At 70.7% G+C, this 16,526-nt stretch carries 13 protein-coding genes and 1 pseudogene; 9 read left to right on the plus strand and 5 right to left on the minus strand.

Annotation, left to right across the window (positions count from 1 at the left end):
* Positions 1-83 precede the first annotated feature (83 nt).
* Positions 84-269, minus strand: a pseudogene (locus AB0F58_RS09115) (hypothetical protein); the annotation flags it as partial.
* On the minus strand, positions 266-1,792 hold the full coding sequence (locus AB0F58_RS09120; RefSeq protein ID WP_357140106.1) for a PspC domain-containing protein: 1,527 nt from the start codon (positions 1,790-1,792) through the stop codon (positions 266-268). The pseudogene AB0F58_RS09115 and the gene AB0F58_RS09120, both read right to left, overlap by 4 nt.
* Positions 1,793-1,987: 195 nt before the next feature.
* Between AB0F58_RS09120 and AB0F58_RS09125 the strand changes: the two genes are divergently transcribed.
* From AB0F58_RS09125 to AB0F58_RS09155, 7 genes are all read left to right on the plus strand, one after another.
* The gene (locus AB0F58_RS09125) at positions 1,988-3,223 is read left to right on the plus strand and encodes a PspC domain-containing protein (RefSeq protein WP_357140109.1); all 1,236 of its coding nucleotides are present in this window, start codon (positions 1,988-1,990) and stop codon (positions 3,221-3,223) included.
* A 2-nt stretch (positions 3,224-3,225) separates the two neighbouring features.
* Entirely contained in the window at positions 3,226-3,900 is a 675-nt protein-coding gene (locus AB0F58_RS09130; protein ID WP_357140112.1) for a response regulator transcription factor, read from the plus strand.
* 456 nt (positions 3,901-4,356) lie between these two features.
* Positions 4,357-5,991 carry an ABC transporter substrate-binding protein gene (locus AB0F58_RS09135; protein WP_357140115.1) on the plus strand — a complete coding sequence of 545 codons (1,635 nt, stop codon included), beginning with the start codon at positions 4,357-4,359 and terminating at the stop codon, positions 5,989-5,991.
* A 102-nt stretch (positions 5,992-6,093) separates the two neighbouring features.
* Complete coding sequence (locus tag AB0F58_RS09140) at positions 6,094-7,104, plus strand: ABC transporter permease (protein WP_357140118.1); 1,011 nt, start codon at positions 6,094-6,096, stop codon at positions 7,102-7,104.
* A 72-nt stretch (positions 7,105-7,176) separates the two neighbouring features.
* Positions 7,177-8,121 carry an ABC transporter permease gene (locus AB0F58_RS09145; protein WP_357140121.1) on the plus strand — a complete coding sequence of 315 codons (945 nt, stop codon included), beginning with the start codon at positions 7,177-7,179 and terminating at the stop codon, positions 8,119-8,121.
* A 5-nt stretch (positions 8,122-8,126) separates the two neighbouring features.
* Positions 8,127-9,164, plus strand: coding sequence for an ABC transporter ATP-binding protein (locus AB0F58_RS09150; RefSeq protein WP_357140123.1), 1,038 nt, complete (start codon positions 8,127-8,129; stop codon positions 9,162-9,164).
* Positions 9,157-10,167 carry a dipeptide ABC transporter ATP-binding protein gene (locus AB0F58_RS09155; protein WP_357140126.1) on the plus strand — a complete coding sequence of 337 codons (1,011 nt, stop codon included), beginning with the start codon at positions 9,157-9,159 and terminating at the stop codon, positions 10,165-10,167. Before AB0F58_RS09150 ends, AB0F58_RS09155 begins: the two co-directional genes overlap by 8 nt.
* 245 nt (positions 10,168-10,412) lie before the next feature.
* On the opposite strand, the gene AB0F58_RS09160 is transcribed toward AB0F58_RS09155, so the two are convergent.
* On the minus strand, positions 10,413-10,760 hold the full coding sequence (locus tag AB0F58_RS09160) for a chorismate mutase (protein WP_357140129.1): 348 nt from the start codon (positions 10,758-10,760) through the stop codon (positions 10,413-10,415).
* Positions 10,761-11,151: 391 nt separating this feature from the next.
* Between AB0F58_RS09160 and pcrA the strand changes: the two genes are divergently transcribed.
* Complete coding sequence (gene pcrA / locus AB0F58_RS09165; RefSeq protein ID WP_357140132.1) at positions 11,152-13,569, plus strand: DNA helicase PcrA; 2,418 nt, start codon at positions 11,152-11,154, stop codon at positions 13,567-13,569.
* A gap of 46 nt (positions 13,570-13,615) precedes the next feature.
* Here the strand turns inward: pcrA and AB0F58_RS09170 are convergent, their stop codons facing one another.
* On the minus strand, positions 13,616-14,431 hold the full coding sequence (locus AB0F58_RS09170) for a M23 family metallopeptidase (RefSeq protein ID WP_357140134.1): 816 nt from the start codon (positions 14,429-14,431) through the stop codon (positions 13,616-13,618).
* Between the two features lie 261 nt (positions 14,432-14,692).
* The gene (locus AB0F58_RS09175; RefSeq protein WP_357140137.1) at positions 14,693-15,409 is read right to left on the minus strand and encodes a M23 family metallopeptidase; all 717 of its coding nucleotides are present in this window, start codon (positions 15,407-15,409) and stop codon (positions 14,693-14,695) included.
* A 405-nt stretch (positions 15,410-15,814) separates the two neighbouring features.
* On the opposite strand from AB0F58_RS09175, the gene AB0F58_RS09180 reads away from it, so the two are divergent.
* Positions 15,815-16,219, plus strand: coding sequence for a cobalamin B12-binding domain-containing protein (locus tag AB0F58_RS09180; RefSeq protein WP_357140139.1), 405 nt, complete (start codon positions 15,815-15,817; stop codon positions 16,217-16,219).
* The last annotated feature ends 307 nt before the right edge of the window (positions 16,220-16,526 follow it).

A 16,526-nucleotide genomic window follows, 5' to 3' on the forward strand; every position in this document is an offset into this window, starting at 1 on the left:
CCCCCGATCGCCGCCACCGGGAGGGCCGGGACCGGCCCGCCCGGCGGAGTGCCCGGGGGAGCAGCGGCCGGCCCGGCGTCCGCCGACGACCGGGCCGCGCGGAGTGCGCCCAGCAGACCCAGCACGCCGACCAGGACGAGCGCGCCGGCCAGGAACCAGCCGATCGGCACCACCAGGCCGAGCAGTTGCGCCAGCAGCCACCAGGCCGAGGCGGCCAGGAAGAGCAGCCCGAAGGTCAGGGACAGCAGGTCGGTCCGATGCGCTCTCACCGGGTCACCTCCAACGCGCCGGCGTTGACTTGGATGAACAACCGCAGCGTGCCGCCGCCCGCACCGTCGGCGCCCAGGTCGGTGGACTCGCGTACCTGTCGGTCCAGGCCGCCGGAGCGGACTCCGAAGATGACCGCGTCACCGGCGTGCACCTCGGCGTGGGTGATCACGTCGACGTTCGGCGGCACCAGCACCGTCGCGTCCCCGAACGAGATGATGACGGTGGTCCGGGTGTCCCGCTGGCCGAAGTCCACCCCGCGCAGGTCCAGCACCGCGTCACCGAAGGTGTTCTCGTACCGGGGGGCGAGGTCCTCGTAGCTGGTCGGGGTCCAGCTCACGTTCCCGTTCATGGTGCGCCACTCGGCGAACGACTCGGCCGCGGTGACGAAGCCGAGCGCCGCCGAGGTCACCAGCCCCAGTGCGATCAACCAGCGGGCCCGGCCGAACCAGGCACCCACCACCAGCCCGAGCCCGATGGTGGCCAGGGTCGCCGCGAAGTACGCCGACGCGCTGACCCGGACCACCCCGACCAGGTCGAGGACCGCGACCATCCCGCAGGCGAGGAAGACCAGCGAGAAGGTCACCGCGCCGAGCGGTGAGCGCTCCCGGGGAGGCTTCGGCGCCCGGCGTGGCGGGGGCTGCGCGGGGGGTGGGGGGCTGGACCTGGCGTAGGGGCCGTGCGGGGCGAAGGGCGGGCGGTACCCGGGCGGGGCGGTCGCCATGGCGACCGGGGGCAGCGGCCCGACCGGGGGCAACGGCAGCGGGCCGGCCAGCGGCTCCGGGAGCGGCCACGGCGGTGCCTCGGGGAACACCGGCCGGGAGGCGGGCGGCCACGGTGCGTCGAGGGCCGGCGTGGGCACCGGTGCCTCCGGGCGGGTCGCCGGGGGCGGGATCCGGTCCGGGGCGGGGTGGGCCACCGGGGGTAACGGCCCTGACGGTGCCGTCGTCGGCCCGACGGGCGACGGGGTGCGGCCGGAACGGTCGCGGGCGGGGTGGTCCCGGTTGAGCAGCAGCGCCCCGCCGATCAGGATCGCCGCGCCGAGCAGCACGGCCCGGAAGGCGTCGGTCACGATGTAGCCGAAGCTCACCGCGACCAGGATGCTCAGCACGATCACCGTGATCGGGGACATGCTCGACCGGCCCCGCCCCAGCATCGACTCCACGGGGGAGGCGCTGTCCCCCTCGCCGGGGATGATCAGCCACGCCGAGACGTAGATCAGGATTCCGACGCCGCCGAAGAAGCCGAGCACCGCGAGGAGCACCCGCCACAGCACCGGGTCGGTGTTGGTGGCCCGCCCGACGGCCGCACAGACCCCGGCCAGGTAACGCCCCTGGCGGGGGCGGACCAGGCCGTACCGTGAGGTGAAGCCCACCCCGCCGGGGACGGTCTCCGGCGCGTACCCCGCCGGGGGTGGCCCGGCGTCCGGCGGCGCGGACGTCGCGCTCCCGCTCCCGTCCGGCGGCGGCGGTACGCCCGGGTGGGTCGCCTCCGGGCGGGGCGACCGGGCGGATTCCTCGGTCATACCGGTAGATCCTGCTAGGTGTCGGGACGGGTCGTCGTCGGGACCCACCCTGAGCGCACCCTGAGATCCGGCGCTCCGGAAACTCGGGGGCGTCCCCGTGGCCCCGTGACCGTGGCCCGTGTGACGATCAGTGACGGCGCCGCAGCGAACCGACCGGCGCCGGCCGTCGCGATCAGGGAGCCCGCGATCAGTACCGTGACCCAGCCGCCTCGTCTCTACCGGGCCCGCGAGCACCGGATGGCCGTGGGCGTGGCCGCCGGCATCGCCGAACACATCGGCGTCTCGGTGGTCCGGGTGCGGATCGCCTTCATGGTGCTGCTCGGCCTCAGCGGGCTCGGCCTGCTCCTCTACGCCGCCTTCTGGGCGGTGGTCCCGGTGCGGCCGGGGGACACCGCCAGGCCGCCCCGACGGGACATCGCGCAACTGCTGCCGTTCGTGGTGATCGGGCTGGCCGTGCTGCTGGTGCAGATGCGGCTCTTCGACTCGGTCGGGGTCGCCGGCACGGCCGGTTGGCTGGTCGCCATCATCGCGGTCGGCGCGGGCGTGATCTGGCACCAGTCCCCGGAACGCCGTGAACAGGCCAACGGTGCCCTGACGCTGCCCTGGCTGAGCGCGGTGGTCGAGGAGACCGACCGGCGGGCGTTCGTGCTCCGTTTCGTCGGCGGCGGGGTGCTGGTCGCGGTCGGCATCATCGGCGTCGCGGCGGTCTACTCGCCGGTGCAGAACGTCGATGCCGTGATCAACGGGGTGATCTTCGCGCTGGTCGGGCTGGCCGGGGTCGGGGTGGTGGCCGCGCCCCTGCTCTGGCGGACGTTCAACCAGCTCCGCTCGGAGCGGGAGGGGCGGATCCGGGAACAGGAACGCGCCGAGCTGGCCGCCATGATCCACGACCAGGTCCTGCACACCCTCGCCCTGATCCAGCGCAACGCCGCCGACGTCAAGACGGTGCAACGACTCGCCCGGGGGCAGGAGCGGACGCTGCGCAGCTGGCTCTACAAGCCGACCGCCTCACCCACCGAGCGCTTCGCGGCGGCGCTGGAACAGGCGGCGGCCGAGGTGGAGGACACCTTCGCGATCACGGTGGAGGCGGTGGTGGTGGGCGACCGGGAGACCGACGAACGGGTGGGCGCGCTGGTCGCCGCCGCCCGGGAGGCGATGGTGAACGCGGCCAAGCACGCCCGGGTGCAGACCGTCTCGCTCTACGCCGAGGTGGAGCCGGACCAGGTCAGCGTCTTCGTCCGGGACCGGGGTGTCGGGTTCGACCGGGAGACGGTGGATGATCACCGGCACGGGGTACGGGGTTCCATCATCGGGCGGATGAAACGGCACGGCGGGCGGGCGGAGATCCGTTCCGGGCCCGGAGAGGGGACCGAGGTCCGGTTGATCCTGCCGGTCTCGGGTAACGGTGCCACGGCGGAGAGGGACAGGTGACCATGTCCGAGCAGGTCGAACAGACGGGCGTCCGGGACGGGCGGCTGCGGGTCTTCCTCGTCGACGACCACGCGATGTTCCGCGCCGGCGTCCGGGCCGAGTTGGGCGCGCACGTCGAGGTGGTCGGGGAGGCGAGCACGGTCGCCGAGGCGGTCGCCCGGATCGCGGCGGCCCGTCCCGACGTGGTGCTGCTGGACGTGCACATGCCCGACGGCGGCGGTCGGGCCGTACTGGAGGCGGTGCGCCGTTCCCACCCGCAGGTGCGGTTCCTCGCGTTGAGCGTCTCGGACGCCGCCGAGGACGTGATCGGCCTGATCCGGGCCGGTGCCCGGGGCTACGTGACCAAGACCATCTCCCCGGACGAACTGGCCGCGGCGATCCGCCGGGTGGCCGACGGCGACGCGGTGTTCTCGCCCCGGCTGGCCGGGTTCGTGCTGGACGCCTTCGCCGCCCGGCCGGACACCCCGGTCGCCGACCCGGAGCTGGACCAGCTGACCAACCGCGAACGCGAGGTGCTGCGGCTGCTGGCCCGGGGGTACGCGTACAAGGAGATCGCCAAGGAGCTGTACATCTCCATCAAGACGGTGGAGACGCACGTGTCGAACGTGCTGCGCAAGCTCCAGATGTCCAACCGTTACGAGCTGTCCCGTTGGGCGGCCGACCGCCGGCTGGTGTGACCGACCCGGCCGTCCGGCACGGGCGAAGGGGCGAACGCCGTCGATCGGGCGACGAACGGTTCCGCAGGTCGGACGATCAGCGGCGCGTCCCGGTCCGTCGCGGCACCCGGCTACCCTCGTCCGAGCAGGTGCGGAGGGTGCCCGCACAGCCGAAGCCGCCCTCATCCTGACGGGTGGAAACAGTGCGCTTCTGCGGCACTGCGGAGAGTGACTATCCTCACGTGGAGGGGCCCGTGGATCTCGCTGTTGTCTGTGATGACCCCTGCTGAGCAGCGCTGGGGAACCGGTCAAGTGGTGATGACCGATGCGGATCAGGGCTCGCCCCGGGCCGATGTCGGCACCGTCCCGGCCGGGTATCGGCTTGATAACACCGCTTTCCGCTGTGCCGCATGTGGTGTCACAGTGGCAACCACCTCACACCCCCTCGTGAGCCGAGCGCCCTGAGGAGGCACTCCCATGCGCGGGAAATTCCTGAAGGTGGCGGTCGCGGCGACCGCCACCGCCATGTTGGCCACCGCATGCAGCGGTGGCAGCGACGACGATTCGTCGGAGTCGGGCAGCAGCGGCGGTGAGCTCCGCGTCTACGCGTCGGAGCCCGCGTTCCTGCTGCCGTCCGCTGCGGACGACGAGCCGTCGCTGTACGTGATCCGTCAGCTCTACCGTGGTCTGGTCAAGTACAACGCCGAGAGCGGTGCCCCGGAGAACGACCTGGCCGAGTCGGTCGAGTCCCAGGACCAGAAGCTCTGGACGATCAAGATCAAGGACGGCTACACCTTCGACAACGGTGAGAAGGTCAACGCCGACGCCTTCATCCGCTCGTGGAACTTCGCGGCGTACGGGCCGAACGCCCAGAACAACGCGTACTTCATGAAGCGGATCGCCGGCATCAAGGACGTCTCGTCCACCGACCCCGACGGCGAGGGCCCGCAGAAGGCCCCGGAGCCGAAGGCCAAGGAGCTCTCCGGTCTGAAGAAGGTCGACGACCTGACCTTCACCGTCGAGCTGAGCGAGCCCTTCTCCGGCTTCCCGACCACGATCGGCTACCCGGGCTTCTTCCCGATGGCCGAGGCGTGCATCGCGGACAAGGACAAGTGCAACGAGACGCCGATCGGCAACGGCCCTTACAAGATCGAGGGCAGCTGGCAGCACAACGTCGGCATCACCGTCGTCCGCAGCGACAGCTGGAAGGGCGACCCGGGCAAGCCGGACAAGATCAACTACCGGATCTTCGCCGACGTGGACGCCGGCTACGCCGCCTTCCAGGCCGGTGAGCTCGAGGTGATGTACACCCTGCCGCCGGCGCGCTACAAGGAGGCCAAGGCCACCTACGGCGACCGCCTCTACGAGCAGCCGAGCGACAGCTTCACCTACGTCGGCATGCCGACCTACAACCCGAACTTCAAGGACAAGCGGATCCGTCAGGCCATCTCGATGGTCATCGACCGCCAGTCGATCATCGACGCCGTCTTCAACGGCCGGTTCACCCCGGCGAGCGGCTACGTCGCGCCGTCCTTCGAGGGCGCCCGCGAGAACGTCTGCCAGTACTGCAAGAAGGACGTCGAGAAGGCCAAGCAGCTCCTCGCCGAGGCGGGTGGCTGGAAGGGTGGCAAGCTCACCCTGTGGGCCAACGCCGGCGCCGGCCACGACGCCTGGCTCCAGGCCGTCGGTGACCAGGTCAAGGCCGCCCTCGGCATCGACTACGAGCTGAAGGTCAACCTGCAGTTCGCCGAGTACCTCGAGACCGCGGACAACAAGAAGTTCACCGGCCCGTTCCGCCTCGGCTGGAGTGCTGACTACCCGTTCCTGGAGAGCTACCTCGCCCCGCTCTACAGCACCGGCGCGGACAGCAACAACTCCGCCTACGCGAACCCCGAGTTCGACGCCCTGCTCGCGCAGGGTGACGCCGCCAACTCCATCCAGGAGGCGATCCCCTTCTACCAGAAGGCGGAGGACCTGATCGTCGAGGACCTGCCGGTCATCCCGATGTGGTGGGGCAAGGTGGGCGCTGTCTACAGCGACAAGGTCGACAAGTTCGTCTGGAACGCCGTCGCCGACGCTGACTACGGCCAGACCACGCTGAAGCAGAACTGAGCTTCGCTTCCCTGATCTAGCCGTAAGACACGACGTGGCGGCAACGGTCTCCCTACGAGGGAGGGCGTTGCCGCCACGTCAGCGCCGAGAGGAGAAACAGACATGGGGCGCTACGTCGTTCGACGGTTGCTCCAGTTCATACCCACCGTGCTGGGCACCATGTTCCTGCTGCACTACCTCACCTCGCTGGCGGTCCAGTTCAGCGGGAACCCGGTCCGGGCGCTCTTCGGCGACCGGACGCCGCCGGAGTCGGTCCTGAACGCACTGACCGAGCGGCTCGGCTACGACGACCCGTGTCTGGACCAGCGGGGCAACTGGTGCATCAAACTGTTCGGCGAGCGGATGGAGAACATCTTCCTCCACTTCGACTTCGGGATTAACCTCCGTCAGCGCGAGGTGACCGAACTGGTCGCCGACGCCGTGCCGTTCACCCTGAAGCTCGTCGTCATCGCCATCGTCTTCGAGGCCGTCGTCGGCATCATCGCCGGTGTGCTGGCCGGTCTGCGCGGCGGAAGCTTCACCGACTACCTGGTCAAGATCTCCACGGTCTTCCTGATCTCGGTGCCGATCTTCGTGCTGGGCGTCCTGGTCCGCGAGTACGTCGGCGTCAAGTTCGGCAACACACTGCGGGACCAGAGCTGGGTACCCGAGGTGATCGCCAACGGCGTGTTCAGTCCCGGCTTCAAGCCCGACTACCCCTGGGCCAGTCTGGTCATCCCCGGTCTGGTGCTCGGCGCGATCTCGCTGGCCACCACGGCGCGGCTGACCCGGACCAGCATCATGGAGAACGTCCGGGCCGACTACGTCCGGACCGCCAAGGCCAAGGGCCTGACCAACAAGCGGGTCATCGGCGTACACACGCTGCGCAACTCGCTCATCCCCGTGATCACCTACCTCGGTGTCGACATCGGCGGCCTGCTCGGCGGCGCGGTGGTCACCGAGACGATCTTCAACGTCCCGGGCATCGGCCGGCTGGTCACCCAGGCCGCCCGGACCGGCGAGTCGTCGGTGGTGGTCGGCGTGGTCACCATGCTCGCCCTGGTCTTCCTGATCGCCAACCTGCTGGTCGACGTCCTCTACGCCGTCCTCGACCCGAGGATCCGGTATGAGTGACCGGCGGCAGGACACGCAGCGGACCCATCCGGTCCGGTCGGACGGCAGGTCGAAGCGAAACGAGGTGTGCAGATGAGCGACCTGAGCAGCGCCGGCACCGCCATGAGCGGTGACTCCTCGGCCGTCACGGCGGTGGCCGGCGCGCCGACGCCGGACAAGGACGGCAAGGAGCGCAGCGCGAGCCTCTGGGCCGACGCCCGGCGGCAACTGTTCCGGGATCCGATCTTCATGATCGCGGCGCTCTACGTCCTCGTGGTCGGTTCCATGGCGCTCTTCCCGAAGCTGTGGACCAGCCAGGACCCGCGGGACTGCGACACCGCCCGGTCCCGGGTCTCCCCGAGCGGCGACCACCCGTTCGGCTTCGACATCCTCGGCTGCGACTACTACTCGCACGCCATCTACGGGGCCCGGCCCTCGATGCAGATCGCGGTCTACGCCACCCTCGGCATCGTGCTGATCGGTGGCACCTTCGGCCTGCTCGCCGGCTACTACGGCGGCTGGGTCGACGCGGTCATCTCCCGGGTGATGGACATCTTCTTCTCGCTGCCGTTCCTGCTCGGCGCGATCGTGTTCCTCACGGTGATCAAGCGGCAGAACGTCTGGACGCTGACGCTGGTGCTGGTGGTGCTCGGGTGGCCGACCATCGCCCGGATCATCCGGGGCAGCGTGATCTCGTCGAAGGACCTGGACTACGTACACGCGGCGAAGGCGGTGGGGGCCACCAACGGGCGACTGATGTTCCGGCACATCCTGCCGAACGCCGTCGCGCCGATGATGGTCTACGCCACGATCGTGCTCGGCTCGTTCGTCGCCGCCGAGGCCACCCTGACCTTCCTCGGTGTCGGCCTCCAGCCGCCCGCGCAGTCGTGGGGCATCATGATCAACGCCCACCAGGTCTACTTCCTGGAGGATCCGTGGCTGCTGCTCTTCCCCTGTGGGCTGCTGGTCGGCACGGTGCTGTCCTTCATCCTCATGGGTGACGCCCTGCGTGACGCCCTCGACCCGAAGTTCCGGTGAGCAGCATGAGTTCTGACGTCAACGTCAAGATGGACGCTCTGCCCGGCCTCGACCCGAACGCGCTGCCGTTGCAGGTCAAGAACCTCCAGGTCGAGTTCCGGACCCGCAACGGCATCGCCAAGGCGGTCAACGGGGTCAGCTTCGACGTGGCCCCCGGCGAGACCCGGGCGATCCTCGGCGAGTCCGGCTGCGGCAAGAGCGTGACCGCCCAGGCGATCATGGGCATCCTGGACACCCCGCCCGGCTTCATCACCGGGGGCGAGATCCTCTACCGCGGCGTGGACCTGCTCAAGCTCCCCGAGGAGCAGCGGCGCAAGGTCCGGGCCAACAAGATCGCCATGATCTTCCAGGACGCGCTCTCCGCGCTGAACCCGGTCTTCACCGTCGGGTTCCAGCTCGGCGAGCTGTACCGCAAGCACCGGGGGATGTCCCGCAAGGACGCCAAGGCGCGCGCGGTCGAACTGCTCGACCTGGTCAAGATCCCGGCGGCGAACCAGCGGGTGAACGACTACCCGCACCAGTTCTCCGGCGGAATGCGGCAGCGCGTCATGATCGCCATGGCGCTGGCCCTCGACCCCGAGGTGCTGATCGCCGACGAGCCGACCACGGCGCTCGACGTGACCGTGCAGGCTCAGATCATGGCGCTGCTGGCCGAACTCCAGCAGGAGCGGAACATGGGCCTGGTGCTCATCACTCACGACATGGGCGTGGTGGCCGACGTGGCGGACCGGATCTCGGTCATGTACGCCGGCCGGGTGATCGAGGAGGCCGGGGTCAACGAGATCTACGCCAGCCCGGCCCACCCGTACACCAAGGGCCTGCTGGAGTCGATCCCCCGGCTCGACCTCAAGGGCCAGGAACTCAGCGCCATCAAGGGCCTGCCGCCGATGCTGACGAACATCCCGCCGGGGTGCTCGTTCAACCCGCGGTGCCGGTACGCGCAGGAGGTCTGCCGGAAGGACCCCGCGCCGCCGCTGTACACGGTGTCGTCGGACCGGACGGCCGCCTGCCACTTCTGGAAGGAGGTCAAGGGCGATGAGTGACCTCGTGCTCGAAACCCGCGACCTGGTCAAGCACTTCCCGCTGACCAAGGGCATCGTCTTCAAGAAGCAGACCGGTGCGGTCCGCGCGGTCGACGGGATCAACATCGAACTGCGTCGGGGCGAGACCCTGGGCATCGTCGGCGAGTCCGGCTGCGGCAAGTCGACGCTGGCCCGGCTCCTGGTCGGACTGGAGACGCCCACCTCGGGTGACCTCTTCGTCCAGGGCCGGAACATGTCCAAGATGGGAGCGACGGAGCGGCGACGCGGCCGGCGCAACATCCAGCTCGTCATGCAGGACCCGTACACCTCGCTGAACCCCCGGATGACCGTCGGCGACATCGTCGGCGAGCCGTTCGAGGTGCACCCGGACGTGCTGCCGAAGGCGAAGCGGCGGGCGCGGGTCCAGGAGCTGATCGACCTGGTCGGACTCAACCCCGACCACATCAACCGGTACCCGCACCAGTTCTCCGGCGGCCAGCGGCAGCGCATCGGCATCGCTCGGGCGCTGGCGCTCAACCCGGAGATCATCCTCTGCGACGAGCCGGTCTCGGCGCTGGACGTGTCGATCCAGGCCCAGGTGGTCAACCTGTTGGAGAAGCTCCAGGACGAACTGGGGCTGTCGTACATCTTCATCGCGCACGACCTGTCGGTGGTCCGGCACATCGCCGACCGGGTCGCGGTGATGTACCTCGGCAAGATCGTCGAGATCGGCACCGAGGACGAGATCTACGAGAACCCGACCCACCCGTACACCCAGGCGCTGCTCTCGGCGGTGCCGGTCCCCGACCCGAAGCTCCGTGGGCTGCGGGACCAGATCGTCCTGACCGGCGACGTGCCGTCGCCGGCCAACCCTCCGTCGGGCTGCCGGTTCCGTACCCGGTGCTGGAAGGCGCAGGACATCTGCGCCGAGCAGGTGCCGGCCCTGGAGGCACGTGAACACTCCGCTCACCCGAGCGCCTGCCACTTCGCCGAGCCCCGCGACGTGGTGCACGCGGTCGAGTAGCACACAGGCGCCGCTGATCCGGCCACCCGTACCGGGCCAGCGGTGAAAGGAAGTGCCTCCTCAGTATCCGGGGCGTCGGTCATCCGACCGGCGCCCCGGATCTGTGTCGACCGGCAGCCGGTCGGCAGCGTCCCCGGTCGGCGGTGGGGCGGTCGTCGCCGGGGGCCGACCGGTCGCCGGCGGCTGCCCGTGTCGACTGCTCCGGGGCGCGCGTTCCGGCGACGGGACGCGAGGTACCCAGCCGGTCAGAGCGGCCCGCGGCCGGCGCGGAGCAACAGGAGGGCGAGTTGGACGCCGTCGGCCCCCAGCGCCGTCCGGAACCGTTCCAGGATCGCCTGCTCCCGGGAGAGCACCAGACGGGTTCCGCCGGAGGCGATCCGGGTCCGGCCGACCTGCTGCGACAGGCCGGCGCGCTCCTGCCACAGGTCGATCAGCCGTTGGTCGATCTCGTCGATCCGCTCCCGGATGGCGACGATCCGAGCCGCCGCGTCCGGCTCCTGCGTGCCGGTCTGCGCCTCGCTCGGGCCCTCCTGGTCACCCGGACCCGTCGTCCCGGCCGACTCGCCGTTCTGCTCCACCACGTCTGTCATCATCGGGTACCTCTCGCACGATGGTGCCCGGTGCCCGGATCCCGGGACGACGATGCCCCGGGACTCCAGGAGCCCGGGGCATTCGTAGGTCTGATCGATCAGGCGCGACCTGCGGCTGCCGGACTCCCGGAGCCGTAGTAAAAGGAGAAGCGCTGACCGAACACGCCGTCGAGTATGCCCACCCGGCGGCGCGGGGCGCAAGCGTTCCGCAATTCGGCCGTACCGCCCGACCGGGGCCTCCGCGTCGGGTCGGCCGGGGGGACCGGCCCGCGGCGGGCCCGGGACCGGGGTGGACGCGACCAGCCAGGAGGCCCGACGCGCCGAGCAGCAGTACCCGCCCACCGGACGCACCGCGGACGGAAGTGTCGGCCGGTCGGCATAGACTCGCCCTGCGATGCATGCTCTCTTCGAAATCCCGCCGTCCCAGTCCGCGCCGGAGTCCCCGTCCGCCGTGCCCTCCCGCGCGAGCGCCGGACCGGCCCGCTCCGATCCGGAGAGCCTGCTCGCCGGCCTCAACGGCCCGCAGCGGGAGGCGGTCACCCACGCCGGGTCACCGCTGCTGATCGTGGCCGGCGCCGGCTCGGGCAAGACCCGGGTGCTGACCAACCGGATCGCCCACCTGCTCGCCGCGCGGGACGTGCACCCCGGCGAGATCATCGCGATCACCTTCACCAACAAGGCCGCCGGGGAGATGAAGGAGCGGGTGACCGCCCTGGTCGGCGGGCGCGCCCGGCTGATGTGGGTGTCGACGTTCCACTCCGCCTGCGTGCGGATCCTCCGCGCCGAGCACGAGCACGCCGGGCTGAAGTCGACCTTCTCCATCTACGACGCCGACGACTCCCGCCGGCTGATGCAGCTCGTCGCCCGCGAGCTGGATCTCGACCCGAAGCGGTACCCGGCCCGGGGGCTGGCCGCCCAGGTCTCCAACCTGAAGAACGAACTGGTCGACCCGGAGGCGTTCGCCGACCGGGCCAAGGGCCCGAACGAGCGGGCCCTCGCCGAGGCGTACACGCTCTACCAGCGGCGGCTGCGGGAGGCGCACGCGCTGGACTTCGACGACCTGATCATGACGACGGTGCACCTGTTCCAGTCGCACCCGCACGTCGCGGAGAGCTACCGCCGCCGGTTCCGGCACGTGCTGGTCGACGAGTACCAGGACACCAACCACGCCCAGTACGTGCTGATCAAGGAACTGGTCTCCGGCACCGAGGGGATCGAGCCCGCCGAACTGTGCGTGGTCGGCGACGCCGACCAGTCGATCTACGCGTTCCGGGGCGCGACGATCCGCAACATCCTGGAGTTCGAGCGGGACTTCACCGACGCCCGGACGATCCTGCTGGAGCAGAACTACCGTTCCACCCAGACCATCCTCAGCGCGGCCAACGCGGTCATCGACCGGAACACCTCCCGTAAGCCGAAGCGGCTCTGGAGCGACGCCGGGGCCGGTGAGCAGATCGTCGGGTACGTCGCCGACACCGAGCACGCCGAGGCGGACTGGGTGGCCCGCGAGATCGACCGGCTGGTCGACGCGGACGAGACCCGCCCCGGTGACGTGGCGGTCTTCTACCGCACCAACGCGCAGTCGCGGGTCTTCGAGGAGGTCTTCATCCGGGTCGGCCTGCCGTACAAGGTCGTCGGTGGGGTGCGCTTCTACGAGCGCAAGGAGGTCCGCGACGCGTTGGCCTACCTGCGCGCGGTGGCCAACCCCGACGACACGGTCAGCATCCGCCGGATCCTGAACACCCCCCGCCGGGGCATCGGCGACCGGGCCGAGGCCTGCCTGGAGGCGCTCGCCGCGCGGGACCGGATCTCCTTCGGGGCCGCGCTGCGGAAGGCGAAGGACGCGCCGGGGATCTCCACCCGGGCGGCGAACGCGATCACCGAGTTCGCCGCCCTGCTCGACGGGGTGCGCGAGCTGGCCGCCACCGGCACCCCGGAGGAGGCGCTGGAGGCGCTGCTGACCCGCTCGGGCTATCTGGCCGAGCTGGAGGAGAGCCTGGACCCGCAGGACGCCGGCCGGGTGGACAACCTCCAGGAGCTGGTCAGCGTGGCCCGGGAGTACACCGAGCGGGTCGAGGCGCTCGGCGCGGACGGGGAGCGGGCCACCGTGGCCGGCTTCCTGGAGCAGGTCGCGCTGGTCGCCGACGCCGACCAGATCCCCAGCGACGACCCGGACCATCAGGGCGTGGTGACCCTGATGACCCTGCACACCGCCAAGGGCCTCGAGTTCCCGGTGGTCTTCCTCACCGGCCTGGAGGACGGCGTCTTCCCGCACCTGCGTTCGCTCGGCGACACCCGCGAGCTGGAGGAGGAGCGGCGGCTCGCGTACGTCGGCATCACCCGGGCCCGGCAGCGTCTCTACCTCTCCCGGGCGGTGACCCGCACGGCCTGGGGGCAACCGGCCTACAACCCGCCGTCGCGTTTCGTGGAGGAACTGCCGACCGAACTGCTCCGCTGGGAGCGGACCGAGGGCTCGTACACCTCCTGGGCCGGCGGGGGCGGCGGTGTCGGCGGCCGGGCGGGCGGCGGTGACCGGTCCGGTGTCGGCCGGGGCGGTGGGTTCACCGGCGGTACGCCGCGCGCGGCCCAGCTCGCCAAGCGGCTCGGGGTGGACGGCAGTCGGCTCGCCACCGCCAGCGAGCTACCCCAGGCTCCGAAGGTGGCGGTCGGTGACCGGGTCAACCACCAGCGCTACGGGCTGGGTCGGGTGACCGCGGTCGAGGGGCACGGGCCGGGCGCGCGGGCGCAGATCGACTTCGGCGACCAGAAACTGTGGCTGGTGCTCCGGCACGCTCCGATCGAGAAGATCTGAGCCCGCCCCGGGTGCCGTGATCCGACCGGCACCCGGGGCGGACATCTCAGCAGCCCAGGTCGACGCCGCGGGCCCGCATGAACGGGGCCGGGTCGATCTGGTTCCACATGCCACCCTGGTGCACCTCGAAGTGCAGGTGCGGCCCGGTCGAGTCGCCGGTGGAGCCCTCCCGGCCGATGGTGGTGCCGGCGCCGACCTTCCCGCCGACGGACACCGTCGTCGAGTTCAGGTGGGCGTAGTGGGTCAGGTAGCCGTTGCCGTGGTCGACGACGACCGAGATGCCGTAGCCGTCACCGACGTCGCCGGCCTTGGTCACCGTCCCGGCGGCGACGGCCCGGACCGGCGTACCGGCCGGCAGGGCCAGGTCGATGCCGGCGTGCAGGGTGCCCCAGCGGGGCCCGTAGCAGGACGTGACCGCCGCCCCGGGCATCGGGTTGACCCAGGCCGCCTTCGGCTTGGCGGTGGCCTTGCGGGTGGGCTTCGGGGCGCTGGTGGCCTTCCGGGTGGCCTTGGGCTTCGGGGGAGTGCTGGGGCTCGGGCTGGCCGAGGAGGGGCTCGGGGCCGGGCTGGTCGCGGTCGCCGAGGGAACGACCGGTGGCCGGTCCGCGCGGTCGGCCCGGCTGGCGGCCTCGGCGCGGTCCTCCGCGTCCAGGGCGACCGGGGCGGGGGCGGGGGAGTCGTCGGAGCCGGTGGCGATCACGGTGGCGCCGGTGAGGCCGAGGCCGACCAGGGCCGCCGCACCCGCCACGAGGTACCGGGTCCGGAGCCGGTGCCGCCACGGGCGGTCGGCGGCGGGTTCGGCGGACCGGGCACGGGTGTTCTGGTTCTGGCTGAAGCTGTCTTCCTGCACGGTGACCTTCAAGTCGTGAGGGCTACGGGACCCGGAAATCCTCGGCCTCCCCGTCGGCGGCGGTGGCCCGGGGTTCGACCGCGACCCGGGGCGGGAACACCGTCCGTGCCCGGCTATGTCCTCGTCAGGTGCGGTCCGTCCCGATAATTGATCATGTCGTGTAGTGGGGCCGGTCACACCTGCCCGAGTGACGCAGCACACTTTGGTGGCCGTCGGGGCACAGAAAACCGCCCGGATCGTTCGATCCGGGCGGTGATCGGTCGTTGCGGTCCGTCAGGACGCGGTCACGTCGCTGTAGATTGCCTCGACTTGCAGCTTGATGTCCACTCCGCGGTCCTGGAGCCACGGCACCGGGTCGAGCGGCTGGCCCTTGACGTGGACCTCGACGTGCAGGTGGGAGCCGTAGGAGTGGCCGGTGTTGCCGACCAGTCCGAGCTGGTGGCCCGCCTTGACCTGCTGGCCCTCCTTCACGCTGAGCTGGGAGGAGTGGCCGTAGATCGCCTCGCTGCCGTCGGCGTGCCGGACGATCACCGTGTAGCCGTACCCGCCGAACCAGCCGGCCTTGGTGACCGTGCCGTCGTGGATGGAGACGTACGGGGTGCCCTCCGGGGCGACCAGGTCGACGCCGGTGTGCAGCTCGCCCCCGCGCATGCCGTACGGGGTGGTGAACTCGTAGCCCTGAAGGGGCAGCAGCCAGACCTCGGGCTCGGCGGCCTCGTCGCCGGCCATCCGGATGGTGTCCCGGCTGGCGCGCTCGGCGTCGTCGGCCCGGTCGGCGAGTTCCTGGCTGGTGACCGACGCCTGGCGCAGTTCGTCGAGGACCGAGGGGTTGACGCCCTTGGCGTCGGGCATCGCGCCGGCGCCGAGAGCGACGAATCCCGCGCCGACGAAGGCGGTGGTGACGACGGCGGCGTAGCGGCTGCGGGGCGGTGTGGGTACACGGCGGCGGCCGCGATATCTATCGGGCTCATCCAACAGCTGCTGGCGCACGCACACCCTCCGTTGTCGGGTTTCCGATGCGGCTTCGTCGGGTTCGTGACGCTCAGATGAACTCCGGCTGGCCGCGTCGTCACCCGTCCGTGGACCTGATGACAACCGTGGACACGGTAGCCAACCCCCGGACGCCCCACAAGCCGGAGCGCCAAGTCAGTGTTTTATTTTGTCCGGTTGAGGGATGAGTTGGAGGGATTCGTTACCTTTGCTATTCGCCCTCGTTACCGCCTTTTCGTTGCTCTGCGTCATCACTACGCTGCGCATGTCCGACTCACGTGAGGCATGCCACCCGTCGATGGATCACGGCCGGATTTCCCGCCCGGGGTCCGTCGGTTACCGTTCGTTCAGGTGATCTGCTGCCGAGCCTGTGGAAACCGCTGAGCCTGTGAGAGGTGTGCGCTGATGAGCTCTCGTATTCGGGTCGTCGTCGCCAAGCCGGGCCTGGACGGGCACGACCGGGGCGCCAAGGTGGTAGCGCGGGCCCTGCGCGACGCCGGTATGGAGGTCATCTACACCGGGCTGCACCAGACGCCGGAACAGATCGTGGAGACGGCGATCCAGGAGGACGCCGACGCCGTCGGGCTCTCCGTGCTCTCCGGCGCGCACATGACGCTCTTCCGCCGGGTGCTGGAACTGCTCACCGAGCGGGACGCCCGGGACATCGTCGTCTTCGGTGGGGGCATCATCCCCGAGGCCGACCTCCCCGAGCTGGAGCAGCTCGGCGTGGCCAAGATCTTCACCCCGGGAGCCACCACCCAGGCGATCGTCGAGTGGGTGCGGGACAACGTCGCCCAGCCGGTCGGCTGACCCGGGCGGCACCGGCGGCCCCGAGGGCCGCACCGGCAGGAGCACCGGCCGACGGCGGGGCGGTCCGGCCGGTGCGGATACGCAATGGTGCGGACAGACGGGGGGAGGGACCGGACGCACCCCTCACACGTCCGGCCCCTCTATGCACGATGCCCCGCCGCCACCCCTCGACCGACAGGGCATCGGCCGTCTCCCGTCTTCGCGCTGACCAGCGCTCCGACACTTCTCTCAACGACCCCTCACACCAGGGGTTACGCCCCGTGGCGGCAACTTTTGGCCGGCGCCCCGCCCTGCCCGGCCAAGCCCG

It is taken from the genome of Micromonospora sp. NPDC023956, assembly GCF_040639195.1.
Classification (GTDB): domain Bacteria; phylum Actinomycetota; class Actinomycetes; order Mycobacteriales; family Micromonosporaceae; genus Micromonospora.